This is a genomic window from Pseudoalteromonas sp. SG43-6 (genome assembly GCF_014164365.1).
GTDB classification, from domain to species: Bacteria; Pseudomonadota; Gammaproteobacteria; order Enterobacterales; family Alteromonadaceae; genus Pseudoalteromonas; species Pseudoalteromonas rhizosphaerae.
On record NZ_JACJEZ010000002.1, the window covers coordinates 111,933 to 124,526 of the forward strand.

The 12,594-nt window shown below is 42.8% G+C and carries 10 protein-coding genes; 3 read left to right on the forward strand and 7 right to left on the reverse strand.

The window, feature by feature from the left end; genetic code table 11:
* Positions 1-2: 2 nt before the first annotated feature.
* Positions 3-2,996: a TonB-dependent receptor domain-containing protein gene (locus tag H5201_RS01245; RefSeq protein ID WP_145234451.1), complete on the reverse strand. Its 2,994-nt coding sequence runs from the start codon at positions 2,994-2,996 to the stop codon at positions 3-5.
* A 329-nt stretch (positions 2,997-3,325) separates the two neighbouring features.
* On the opposite strand from H5201_RS01245, the gene H5201_RS01250 reads away from it, so the two are divergent.
* Positions 3,326-4,294 (forward strand): dihydrodipicolinate synthase family protein, encoded by a 969-nt coding sequence (locus H5201_RS01250; RefSeq protein ID WP_182767334.1) that lies wholly within the window; start codon positions 3,326-3,328, stop codon positions 4,292-4,294.
* Positions 4,295-4,759: 465 nt separating this feature from the next.
* Here H5201_RS01250 and H5201_RS01255 read toward each other — a convergent pair whose 3' ends face one another.
* The 6 genes from H5201_RS01255 to H5201_RS01280 form a co-directional block, all read right to left on the reverse strand.
* On the reverse strand, positions 4,760-4,981 hold the full coding sequence (locus H5201_RS01255; RefSeq protein ID WP_182717613.1) for a hypothetical protein: 222 nt from the start codon (positions 4,979-4,981) through the stop codon (positions 4,760-4,762).
* Positions 4,982-5,258: 277 nt separating this feature from the next.
* Positions 5,259-6,050, reverse strand: a complete 792-nt coding sequence (locus H5201_RS01260; protein ID WP_182717614.1) for a Cthe_2314 family HEPN domain-containing protein — start codon at positions 6,048-6,050, stop codon at positions 5,259-5,261.
* Between the two features lie 124 nt (positions 6,051-6,174).
* Complete coding sequence (locus tag H5201_RS01265) at positions 6,175-6,843, reverse strand: GntR family transcriptional regulator (RefSeq protein WP_145234461.1); 669 nt, start codon at positions 6,841-6,843, stop codon at positions 6,175-6,177.
* Positions 6,844-6,978: 135 nt separating this feature from the next.
* Entirely contained in the window at positions 6,979-8,475 is a 1,497-nt protein-coding gene (locus tag H5201_RS01270) for an aldehyde dehydrogenase (NADP(+)) (protein WP_182783543.1), read from the reverse strand.
* Positions 8,476-8,488: 13 nt separating this feature from the next.
* Positions 8,489-9,490: a 4-hydroxyproline epimerase gene (locus tag H5201_RS01275; protein WP_182739491.1), complete on the reverse strand. Its 1,002-nt coding sequence runs from the start codon at positions 9,488-9,490 to the stop codon at positions 8,489-8,491.
* The gene (locus tag H5201_RS01280; protein WP_145234469.1) at positions 9,490-9,672 is read right to left on the reverse strand and encodes a hypothetical protein; all 183 of its coding nucleotides are present in this window, start codon (positions 9,670-9,672) and stop codon (positions 9,490-9,492) included. Before H5201_RS01280 ends, H5201_RS01275 begins: the two co-directional genes overlap by 1 nt.
* A gap of 269 nt (positions 9,673-9,941) precedes the next feature.
* Between H5201_RS01280 and H5201_RS01285 the strand changes: the two genes are divergently transcribed.
* Positions 9,942-11,231 (forward strand): FAD-binding oxidoreductase, encoded by a 1,290-nt coding sequence (locus H5201_RS01285; RefSeq protein ID WP_145234472.1) that lies wholly within the window; start codon positions 9,942-9,944, stop codon positions 11,229-11,231.
* A gap of 25 nt (positions 11,232-11,256) precedes the next feature.
* Entirely contained in the window at positions 11,257-12,477 is a 1,221-nt protein-coding gene (locus tag H5201_RS01290) for a Xaa-Pro peptidase family protein (protein WP_182717617.1), read from the forward strand.
* Positions 12,478-12,594: the final 117 nt, after the last annotated feature.

The following is a 12,594-nucleotide window of genomic DNA, read 5'->3' on the forward strand; positions in this document are numbered from 1 at the left end:
ACTTAAAATTCTATACGTGCGGTTAACGATACATATCGAGCACCTTGGCGGCCAGTTACTAAACCATAATCTGGGTTGAGCTCTAAGCCATTATCGCCATATTGAGCTCGCTCCTCGTTTATCGATACCGCGCTATCTCCATCGAATAAGTTATATACCGTGCCTTTTAAGGTCATGTCAGAGCCAAAAAAGTCAGTATAATAAGTCAGTGACATATCCACATTAGTTAACCACGGTAAGTTACCTTTGCTTCCGCGTGGTGCCGGGTTACCATTTTCATCATAGTGCGATGCTTGGTCATAGTATTTACTCACACATGCATCCCACGGGCTTCCTTGCTCGCAGCTATCAACACCTTCAGGGTGAACTGAGAAGTAGCTCTTTGGACGACCCGATGTAGTTCGCGCAACTAAACCTACAGTCAGTGAATCGGTAATATTATACGCGCCACTAAATTTGATTGCGTGGCGGTGGTCATTTGGTAAATTACCATAGCCATGATCCATCAAATCGCCATAGTCGTAAGAGGTCGTCCAACCAGGATCTGCTTGGTCGTTATCCGTTTTAACTAAACCTTCCGTATTACCGTAGCTATGTGACCATGTATATGAAGTATTGATACGCAAGTCATCGGTTACATTGCCATCTAAGGTAAACTCAAGGGCCAAATATTTGCGTTGTGCTTCGGCAAGTGCAAGCTCATCAGCACTTAAATTAACGTTATCTATTTCTCCATCACCATCAAAGTCATACGACATTTGAATCGCTTCACCAGGATTATTAAGCACATAATATGAACCCTGCCCTACGTTATCGGTGATCCCCATTTCGGCAAGTTTCTTGGCAAGTATAGGGCCTACATCCGTGTCTTCAACACTGCGCCCAAGGTCGCGGTAAATAGCACGTACGCCGGCAGACATAGAATCAAAAACTTCTTGTTGATACCCTATTGTGAACTCATCGCTGTACATTGGTTTTAAAGAAGACGAGGCAATTAACCCAGGTTCAGTAATACCACGCTGGCGCCAGCGTCTATCTCGTAACATATCACCTCTGCTAGGTGAGCCGTCAGCTAATAAAGTAGGCGAGCCATTGCCTTCTAATTGATCTAATTCAAAATACTCAAACCATTCAATTGATGCAGAGCCTTGAGTGATATTCATGTTCGCAGATACTGGCTGAAAATAGCGCCCGTAAGTGGCAAATATTTTAGCGCTACCGTCACCCGATACATCATAAATAGCCTGTAAGCGTGGCGCTATTTGATTATCAATATCAACAAATGCTCGGCCATCTGTCACCGTATTTTCAAACTGGCTATAACGCAAACCCATATTAAGGACTAAATTATCAGTTGCTTGCCATGAGTCATTAATATAAAACGCCAGTGAAGTTGTATCTGAATCGACCTCACGGCTACGGACCCGCCTTTCGATAAAGTCACTCCCCAGCGCAGCACTTGATATATCATTTTCACCAGCAGTTTTTATAGTCCACCAGCCTTGTGCATCCCCAATACCATTTTGGCCTTCAAAATAATCAACCTTCACATTGGTGTAATCAATACCAAATTGAATTGAATGCATATCCAAGTCCCAGTTAAAATCAATTCTGGCTTGGTCACGAATATACTCTTCTTCCGTTATACCGGAATTTGTATGCTGGCTTAGAGTTACAAAACCGTCACGTTCATCCCACACGCCGGGATTAGGTGATGCTACAACGTTCTCAACATTTTCAGTAACACGACCAACAACGGCTGACACTGAAAAAGTATCTGTGAGGTAGCCATTGTAGTTAATACTGTATACATTGCCGCCATCTTCGCCTGGTGCATCGACACCTTGTTGATCACCTACCACATTATCTTGCCAACTATACGCAAACGTTTTATCAGTCCAAGTACGTTTATTGTTCATTGCAGAGAAACCAATAGAGTGATCTTCATTAATAAACCAATCCACTTTGGTGAACCAACGGTCTTCATCACGCTCAAAATCAGAAAAAGTGGTTTGCCCTGCGCTATTAGACTCTTCTCTGCGTGGTGCAAATAAACCATAAAAGAACAGGGTATCTTCAATAATTGCACCACTTGCCCATAGCTGTACTTCTTTAAAGTCGTAACTGCTTTGCTGTGTATTAGTGTTTATTGTCCCACTATCTTGAAATATTGAATCATGTTGACTACGAAGGCCATCAGGATCCCAGCGCACCTCTGCACCGAATTTAAAGTCGTTATCGCCCGATTTAGACACAGCGTTTACAATGCCGCCTAATGCACCACCAAATTCAGGGCTTACACCACCGGTTTTAACTTGAGTTTGGGATATAGCTTCCCAAGGAAGGCGAATGGAACCTAAACCAGTACGAATACTCGTTACATTTAAGCCATTAAAATAGTAGCCATTTTCAGCAGCCGATGAACCACCAAAACTTGATGCGCCTTTAAAATTAGAGCCACCAGGTGCAGCGGTACCTGGCGCAAGTAAAGCAATGCTCTCAAAGCCTGTATTAACCGGCATTGCTTTAAGCTCAGCATCACTAAACGTTAAACCGGAGGTAGAGGAAGCCATATCTACACGACGAATTGCCGAACCTGTTACCGCGATACGCTCTATATCAGTACCAGCTTTATAAAGTTGTACATCGAGAATGATTGATTGACCAATGGTCACTGCTACATCTTCTTCAATTAGTGTTTGATAGCCATCTTTTACAATCGTTACATCGTACATACCCACCGGTACATTACGTAATAAGTAATCGCCTTCAGCATTACTCGTAATAGTGTAAACAAGCCCTTTACTCTTGTGTTTAAGTGTAATTGTTGCGCCAATCAAATCATTACCAGAGTGTGCAACAATATGACCTTTTACAATACTACTACCATCTACGGCCTGCGCAGCTGGTGTCATTATTAATGCAGCTGTAACAGCTGTTGCCAGTAGGGTTTTAACACCCACTCCCCGAGTTTGCTTTTTATTATTCGTAAACATGAAATGTTCCTTTGATCCTGTTGATTTTTTGTTGCCAGGCTAACCTTGACGTAAAAAATATACACTCATTACATATTGTATACAATATGTAATGTACATTTAATTTACGTAAAATTAAAAAACAAGATGGTTCATGTCAAACTTATTCAAAAACAATATTTATAATCAATTGCTTGCAAACTCACACTGAACACCTAAAAAGTAACGAAGTGAGCAAAGTAATTAATACAGGGTTTAGTTTATTTTTATTCCGGCCTTGCCGAAAGCAATTTAGCTGATACAATCTAAATGTATAATGTATACAATATGTATTTATAAGAGGAAATATGATGCAAACGAACAGTAAAGATTGGCGATATACAGTTATGCCGGCCGTATTTACATGGCTAAAAGAGTCAGAGTCCGGAGCCCTGGAAATAGACCTTGATACAACAAAAAAATACGCTGCAGATATTTTAAAAGTGCAAGGAAAGGGGGGTACTCGTATGGGTGGACTTATTGGCTCTGGTACGCTGGGTGAAAACAGCTACCTAAGTGCTGAGCAACGCCTTTCTTTACTAAAAGCCCTTTCAAGTGTTGCTAAAGAACACAACGTTCCTTTAATCAGTGGCGCAGCGGCAGAAACCAAAGAAGAACTAGCCAAAATAGTAAAAGAACTCGCAACGGTCGGCGTAGATACCGTTATGGTAATGCCACCAAAAACCAAAGAAACACCTTGTGATGAACAGATGTATGCTTACTACGCGCTTAGCGCCTCAGCGGCAAAAGAGGCCGGCATAACAATAATGCCCTATAACAACCCTGACGCAGCGGGCTACCATGCGCTTTCAACTGATCTGCTTACAAGGCTTGCAGCTCTACCAGAGGTAACTGCGCTTAAAATATCAACTATCGATGTGTCAGTTATTGAAACAATGATGTTAGAGAACAAAAATTTAAAAGTATTGGCCGGTGTTGACACCGTTACTGTACATGCAGGACTCGCAGGCGCATGTGGCGGCATTACAGGTGTGGGCTGCATATTCCCAAAAGCGAGTATTACAATGCAAGAGTATGTAAATAACGGAGAATGGGCCGAGGCAAACAAAATCTCTCAAGCGATGAACTCTATATCCTATCTTGATGCACAGCCGTTACTTTTAGAATACCTTAAGTTTGCTTTTGGCATTCATCATAATGATCTAACAGGTGGGCTTCGCACCTTTGGCAAGAAGTTAACCCAACAGCAAATTGATGACGTGCACACACGGTATGCCCTAGCAAAAGAACGACTTGAGGTCCTCGATTTACTAGACTGATGTTTTAAAATATTCAAATAGCAAAAACTCCGTTGTTACGGAGTTTTTATCTTTACAGATTGGCTATTTTTGAGATTGTTACATCTTATTTTATTCAAAACAGGCCTAGGCTACTTGCCATGATTAGGTTAACCGATGAATGTCTCGGCTCTGGCATCCTGCTTCGTTCTACCTTCTAAATCTATTTAGTCGTAGTGCCCCAGAAAGTCCAAAAGGATATGGGAAAAACCTGGCTGCGATAAGATCGCAATAAGAGATTACTGCGTAACGCACCCTAGATGTGTTTGCCGTAAGCTACTTGCTTAACAGCCACATCGACATACGAAGTAAACGAATTTGCTTATTGAATTAGAGTTGATTTTTGATTGACCTTCAATTTATAAAACGGTCAAAAAGAACACTATTGCCTATTGACAGAGTTAAGGCTCATATGTATTAGGCAATTGATTCTGCAACATAAATACATCAAACGCAATTACTAACTTCACCCGCAGCAAATGTAAGAGTTTTACCTTTAGTTTTAATAAAGTAAGGTGTGATTTTATGACGTTGATCTGGATATTGAGGATGAGGCACTTCAAATGATGGTTCGTCCATGTCGTTCCAAGGATACTTCCAAATATTAATACCATTGATTTTTTTAGTTTGGGATTCAAAACCAATATCGTGATACTGCCAACCATCCATGTAAATCACCTAACGAGGCTGTAGTATAACTCCAACAGCCAAATTCAATTAAAAGACGAGCTCCTGTAATTAACTCTAAGCGTTTTTAAAGCATTAGGTAATGCATTTGGAACCCATAAAACTGGCTGTCTTTCTTAAAAAAAGAGTAATTCTACAGCCTCAACCCCCAATTAAGGTGTGGGCCACGCTACCACGATGCTCAAATTGAACACCGTAAACACTGAACTAGCCCTAAACTGAAACTGCCAAGCGTGGGGAATCACTCTTAAATTGCTTGTTAGCTATCTTTTTCACAATGCAGTGGGAAATGCTGCGACACTCCCATTGCAGAACCGCATGATAACCTAAGGTGTGTATCACGATAGTGGTCATAGCAATTATCAACTAAATTGATTGTAGCTCTTAATGCCACCTGCACTTCTTGAACTACTAGATCACAAATTTTGTCACGGGAGTTTTCATAAATACCGACCAAATCATAATCAGTGTTGTCGATAACTTTGCCTTCCATCCACGACATATTTTTGAACATTTTATCATCGCCAGTATAGAGTTCACTGAATCCCTTGTGTGCTCGGTCATTACGATCAGTCCGCAATTCTTCACCGGTTTTATCAAGAGTTTTTAAGTCCTCTAGAATTTCAGGGTACTCTGTTTTGAGAGCTTTTTTGAGTTGCTTAATATTTAACTGAAAATCAGAAAGTCCTAGCTCCAAAACTTCATTCACAAAATGAAAGGCTATATCTCTCAAGCTGGAAAAACGGAATAAAGTCAAATCAACGATAGATTTAAGCCAGTCGTATCTATTTATGTCTTGAACGCTGGATTTAACTGGAACAGTTTCAACCCCAAGCATTTGAGGGATAACCCGCAAATCAATGAATTGTTGTTCAAGCATGTTAAATCGGACATAGGTTAATTGTGCATAAGCCATATGTGGGTCAGCTTCAGAAAACTCTTCCCAGTTTTTGTAAGGCAAGTCATGCAAGAAATAACAATTTATCGAGTCGTATAAAACACCCTTGAAGCTAGAGTCTTCCAGATCCCACCAATGATATTCATTATTCATAGATACTCGCAATTTCTGACAGATAGCTAACAGCCTTTTACCAAGAATACCGATAAACACTCTTGAGTGATTACCCTGAACTGCGTAAACACACATTAAAATTTATAATAACAACTTATTAAGGTTACCTTTTTTCGTCTTCGATTTTTAATAATAGCTTTTTAATGTCGTTTTTGGCGCCCAAGATATGCTTTTTCAAAAAGTCACAGGCTTTTTTAGTGTCTTTTGCGCGACAGTGATTTAACAATGTGCGGTGCTCTTCGGGTGCGGTGGTTAAACCACCAGCCAGTAAAATATGCATGCGCACGTAGCGCTCTGAATTTTTACTATACATATCTACCAGCTCACGGGTTTGTGGCCGTTGCGCGCGCGAATATAATTTACCATGAAATCGACTATTTAAATCGCCTGTGGCAAGGTGGGTGTCGCCCGCATCCATAGCGCTTTCAAGCTCAGTTAAAATAAGCTCAGCGTCGATTAAATCTTGATCTGTTAAACCGTCTATTGAATGGCTTAATAGCTCTGCTTCAAGTAAGGCTCTTAAATCAAAAATCTCATCAATTTGTGATGCTGAAAGCTCTGTTGCCGTAGCTCCTTTGTGCGCTTCAAAGTTAACAAGCCCTTCGGCTTCAAGCTGAAGAAGTGCCTCACGTACAGGAATACGACTTACGTTCATCTCTGTTGCCAGTGCAGCTTGACGTAAGGGCTCGCCTGCTTTAATTTCACCAGAGAGAATTTTTGCGCGAATTGCTTCTGCAACAAGCTGGGTGCGGGTTTTGTGCTCGATAGCCATGGTGATCCTCTTACATTGCATTTAGCATACATTATACTCAAGTTCACTCATATGCCAAGTGAGAATCTGTCTGTACCCTATATAAACAAGGGGGAAAGCGGGAATATACAATTTGCATATCCCGCCCAATAAATCCTATGCTTGATAACAAATTGGTCGCATAAAACGTAACATTGCATTTGCGCCCACAGAGGTACTGCGTACATCGGTTGAACTTGGGAACGGCCCACCGTGGTTCATTGAAGCGCACACTTCAACACCTGTTGGCAGCTGATTTTTTATCAAACGACCTACTTTATATTGCAGCGCTTCGATAAGGCTATCGGCGTTGTTTAAATCAGCTTCAGTGCCATGAATACTGGCGGTTAACTGCCCTTGTAATTGGTTTATCAATGTCATGAGCTGCTGTTCACTGTCGTAGCGCACCACTAACGCAGCAGGGCCAAACACTTCTTCTTGCAAAGCTGAGATTGCTAAATAGTCATCAGCATTACAAGCAAATACATGTGCATTAGCATGAAATTCATGCTCCAGCTTGCCTTTACCCAGCACGCTAAGCTTATCAAGCTGAGTTCGCTCTGCTATTTGGTGTTTAAAGGTTTTAACAATCCCAGGGGTGAGTAAAGTGTCTGATGGGGCATCATTAATACACGCTGTTATATGTGCTTCGAGTTCGTCACACCCGGTTGGTACTAACCAAAGCCCTGGGCTAGTGCAAAACTGCCCGTTCCCCATCAGCATTGACTGGCAAAGTGATTGTGCCATCTCTTTGCTATGTTCAATGGCTTTATTGAGTAAAATAACTTGTGGGTTAATACTGCCAAGCTCACCATAAAATGGTATCGGCTCTTCACGCTTGGCAATTGTTGCTTGCAGCTTGCTGGCCACATTAAATGAGCCTGTAAACCCCACCGCTTTTATTGCCGGCGCAGCCACTAATTGATGCGATATGTCGTAGGCTTTACTTTGCACCATTGCAAACACGCCTAACGGCATTGCACATTCTTTAATGGCTGCAAGCGCCACACGTGCCATCAACTCACCCGTTCCTGGGTGCGCGGTGTGGTTTTTTACAATTACTGGGCAGCCTGCTGCAAGGGCTGCGGTGGTATCGCCGCCCAGTGTTGAAAAGGCGTAAGGGAAATTAGATGCACCAAATACAGCCACCGGCCCCAGCGGTAAATAGTTAAGTTCAGTGTGCGGCTTTGGTAACGGTGCTCTGGTGGCATCTGCTTCATCCACTATTTTTAAACCCAGTGGCGATTCAGGGTTGTCACGTAATGCATTAGCAAAGGCTTTAAGCTGATTTACGGTGCGCATACGCTCACCTTGCAAACGTGCCAGCGGTAAGTTGGTTTCTTGCTGTGTTTGCTCAAGTAACTCATCACCAAGCGCTAAAATATGATCAGCAATACATTCTAAAAAATCTGCTCGTTGTGCAAAACTGGTTTTACGATATTCATAAAACGCCGATTGTGCGGCTTCTATTGCACTGTCTAACTCAGTGGCGCTGAGGTTAAAAAAGCGCGTTGCGAGTGGTTCATTGCGGGCGGGGGAAAATGCGTTAAATTCACCATTTCCAGAGTGACCGAGCCATTGCCCTGCTACTAAACTTTGTCCTGTTAATGTCATGCTTTGCTCCTCATTAAATTACTTGAAACCCAAATGCGTATGGGTCATCGTCATCTACGGTGATAGCACTTGTGCCCGTCACCCTAGACCAACCTTGAATACTTGGTAAGATAGCTGTTATGCCTGCGATCTCTGTTACGTGTTCAATGCAACCAATAAACTGGCTGCCAATATAACTTTCGTGAATAAAATTTTGCCCTTGAGCCAACTGCCCTTTGGCAAATAGCTGTGCCATACGGGCGCTGGTGCCTGTTCCACATGGCGAGCGATCAATGGCTTTATCACCATAAAAAACTGCATTTGCGGCGTCTGAATTGGCATTTTTTGGGGTGCCTGTCCATAAAACATGGCTTGCGCCTTGAACGGTTGAGTCAAGCGGATGAACACATTTAATTTTGGCGTTTATTGCATCACGCACTAGCGGGCTATATTGCAAAATTTGCCCAGCCGTTAAATGTTCAATGCCTTTATAATTACCTTGCGGTTCAACAATAATGTAGAAGTTGCCGCCATAGGCGATATCTACTATCAGCTCGCCCAATTCAGGCACTTCAATAACTATCGACTTATGTGCTAAATACGCAGGTACATTATAAATTTTTACCCACTGTACTTTGCCATCACTCATTTCATAGTTGATCTGGACACGCCCAGCAGGTGTGTCTAGCAGCAGAGTTCCCGGCACTTTTGCCTGTAACAAACCATGCTCTAAAGCAAACGTAACGATACCCATTGTGCCGTGGCCGCACATAGGCAAACACCCAGATGTTTCAACAAATAAAATAGCGGCATCGCCGTCTTCCGTGGTCGGTGGATATAAAAATCCGCCCGACATCATGTCGTGACCGCGAGGTTCAAACATCAGTGCTTGGCGGATCCAATCGTGATTTTGCAAAAAATCTTGGCGCTTCTCACTCATGCTCTGCCCGCTCAATTGCGGGTGACCACTGGTTATAAGCCTAACTGGGTTGCCGCAAGTATGGCCGTCAATACAAAAAAAACTTCCTTTACGCATCACTTAGCCCACTTTAATTTTGTTAGGTTAGTAGGGCTTGCTATAGCCAGTGCAATCATGCCGTGAACAGCTTTGTTGATCAGTTCATCGCTCATGTTTGCTGTTGTTGCAAAGTTAATGGAGTCGTCTGCACTAAACTGAGCCATTACTGCTGCACAGACTCCTTGCCAAGTTACTGTCATTTTAATTACCTGATTGATGTTTAGGCTTGATATCATAGGTATATTGTATACAATAATCAATATCCCACCTTAAAGTTTGTTAAAAGGTTTATCTTCTGAGGCTCTTTTGGGATTGGGAATAACTACTTAAGAAACTGAAAAACAATGCTTATTTACTGATTTAATACAGCGGGATTTTTTTCATAAATCACTGTTTAAAGTGAGATGCAATGTATACGCGCCTACAAATCAAGTGTTTGGTATTACTTTTATAGAAGAGGTAAATTATTTTGGCGGATAAAAATAAACAGCAAGTCGCCGTTATAGGAGCTGGTATTATTGGCATTTGTAGCGCATTACAACTACAACGAGCAGGTTTTGCAGTCACCTTGTATGATGAAAATGGTTTAGCGCAAGGCTGCTCTAAAGGCAATGCTGGACACTTTGCGACTGAGCAAGTGTTTCCGCTTGCGCACCCTTCACTATTAAAGAAGCTACCCGGTATGTTATTCAATCCATTAGGGCCGCTACGGATTGATTGGCGTTATGGCTTTAAAGCCCTACCTTGGTTTTGGCAATTTGTTAAAAACATGCCAAGCAAGACTTATCGCACTAACACACAAGCACTTAAGGCGTTAAACCAACTAGCGATCCCCGCTTATGAGCGCTTACTCAGTGAGTATAATTTAGGCCACTTACTAACTAAAAAGGGCAGCTTACTGACTTTTGAGACCACCCCTCTTAGTAAAATTAACGCTATGCTGCGCAGCTACCTTGATCAGGGTATTGAGGTGGAGTTACTTGATGGCGAACACGTGCGTCTACTAGAGCCCAATTTAGCTAAAACCATTACCTACGCTTTATTATTTAAAGAGGTGGCTCACAGTGTTGATCCGCATTTATTTTGCCTCAACTTAGCAGAACAATTTAGCGCGTTGGGCGGCCAATTTTGCCAACAAAAAATCACCTCGATACAGCCTGCAAAGCAAGGTTATACACTCAGTTGCCAAAATCAAATTGTCACAGCGAATAAAGTAGTCATCGCCGCAGGCGCATGGAGTAACACACTATTGAAACCTTTAGGCTACAAAGTGCCGCTTGATACTGAACGTGGTTACCATTGCATGCTAGCCAGTAATTACGGGCTTTCACGCCCTGTGGCCTCTGCCGAGCGTCACTTTATTATGACTCCCATGAGCCAAGGCCTACGCATTGCTGGCACGGTAGAATTTGCCGGCACCAAACGAAAAATGAATAACAAACGCGCATTAGCATTATTACCCAACGCTAAAGCATTACTGAATAGATCAGCCTTTTCATTACATGCTAACAGTACCTGGATGGGCTGTAGGCCATCGCTACCGGATTCATTGCCCGTTATTGGTAGCGCCCCGAACCACGATAACCTGTACTTTGCTTTTGGCCACCAGCACTTAGGATTAACCCAAGGCGCCGTAACCGCAGAGCTAATAACCGCACTGTGTTTAAACCACCCGCCGCAAATAGATATACACCCTTATTGTGTGAGTCGCTTTTCAACGCAACCCGCTTGCAGTAAAGCACAGCCACACGCACAATAGCCGCATATAAATAAAGGAGAGCACCATGACAACATTCGGAATTGGTACGCAAACTAAAGAGCAAGCACTCGCCGGTCTAAGCGATATGACGGGCGATTTAATGCCTATTCAGGCTGATGAGCATTTAGCGCGTATTGCCAAAGCACAAGCCTACATGCAAGCCAATTGTATTGATGCAATTTACTTAAATGCAGGCACTAACTTAACCTACTTTACCGGTATGCGTTGGTATGCCAGTGAGCGTATGGTAGGCGCAATATTACCGGCTAAAGGCGACGTACAATACATTGCCCCGTATTTTGAAATTGGCTCACTAAACGGTTTTAAAGTCATCGATGGCCCTATTCGTGGTTGGCAAGAGCACCAAAACCCTTATGCTTTATTTGTTGAAATACTCGCAGAAATGGGCATTGCGGCTAATGGCACTGTTGGCATTGACGAAAGCGCACAGTTCTTTATTTTTGATGGTATAAACAAAGCACAAACTGGCTTAAACCTAGTCAATGCACAACCTGTGACCGCTCATTGTCGAATGCATAAATCAGCCAACGAGCTGGCACTGATGCAACGCGCTATGGATATGACGTTAGCGGTTCACCAAGCAACTGCAAGTATGTTACACGAAGGAATCAGCACGAGCGAAGTTGAAGCGTTTATCAAGCAAGCACACCAAAAAGTAGGTGCTCCAGGTAACTATTTTTGCATCGTATTATTTGGCGTTGCAACCTCGTTCCCACATGGCGTGAAAGACCCGCAAATTCTTAAAAAAGGCGATATGGTACTGATTGATACTGGCTGTAAAGTACATGATTATTTATCAGATATTACCCGCACCTATGTGTTTGGTGAGGCCACAGAGCGCCAACGCCAGTTTTGGGATTACGAAAAAGCCGCGCAAATCGCCGCCTTCAACGCTGCAAAAATTGGTGCGCCTTGTGAAGCAGTCGATGCCGCCGCGCGTAGTTACTTAGCCGCGCAAGAGCTAGGTCCTGAATATCAAACGCCAGGTTGCCCCCACCGCACAGGCCACGGTATTGGCTTAGATATTCACGAATGGCCTTATTTAGTCGGCGGCAACAAAACCCCACTTGCAACAGGTATGTGCTTTAGTAATGAGCCTATGCTAGTTATACCTGATGAATTTGGCGTTCGCTTAGAAGATCATTTCTATATGACTGATAAAGGGCCAAAATGGTTTACTGAGCCTGCCCATAGCATCGAAGACCCTTTTGGTTTAGCTGACTAAGCTAGTCCATCATAACGACTGCACGGTAAACGCTTACCGTGCAGTTTAAGCACTTATTTCTGTAAATTGAAAATCCCCCCTCTTGAATTAACCCCTTCGCGCCTGCATATAGACCCG

Coding starts and splice junctions, on each gene's coding strand:
- H5201_RS01290 (WP_182717617.1), top strand. CDS start 11,257: ATGACAACATTCGGAATTGGTACGCAAACTAAAGAGCAAGCACTCGCC.
- H5201_RS01275 (WP_182739491.1), bottom strand. CDS start 9,490: ATGCGTAAAGGAAGTTTTTTTTGTATTGACGGCCATACTTGCGGCAAC.
- H5201_RS01255 (WP_182717613.1), bottom strand. CDS start 4,981: ATGGATGGTTGGCAGTATCACGATATTGGTTTTGAATCCCAAACTAAA.
- H5201_RS01250 (WP_182767334.1), top strand. CDS start 3,326: ATGCAAACGAACAGTAAAGATTGGCGATATACAGTTATGCCGGCCGTA.
- H5201_RS01260 (WP_182717614.1), bottom strand. CDS start 6,050: ATGAATAATGAATATCATTGGTGGGATCTGGAAGACTCTAGCTTCAAG.
- H5201_RS01265 (WP_145234461.1), bottom strand. CDS start 6,843: ATGGCTATCGAGCACAAAACCCGCACCCAGCTTGTTGCAGAAGCAATT.
- H5201_RS01270 (WP_182783543.1), bottom strand. CDS start 8,475: ATGACATTAACAGGACAAAGTTTAGTAGCAGGGCAATGGCTCGGTCAC.
- H5201_RS01280 (WP_145234469.1), bottom strand. CDS start 9,672: ATGACAGTAACTTGGCAAGGAGTCTGTGCAGCAGTAATGGCTCAGTTT.
- H5201_RS01245 (WP_145234451.1), bottom strand. CDS start 2,996: ATGTTTACGAATAATAAAAAGCAAACTCGGGGAGTGGGTGTTAAAACC.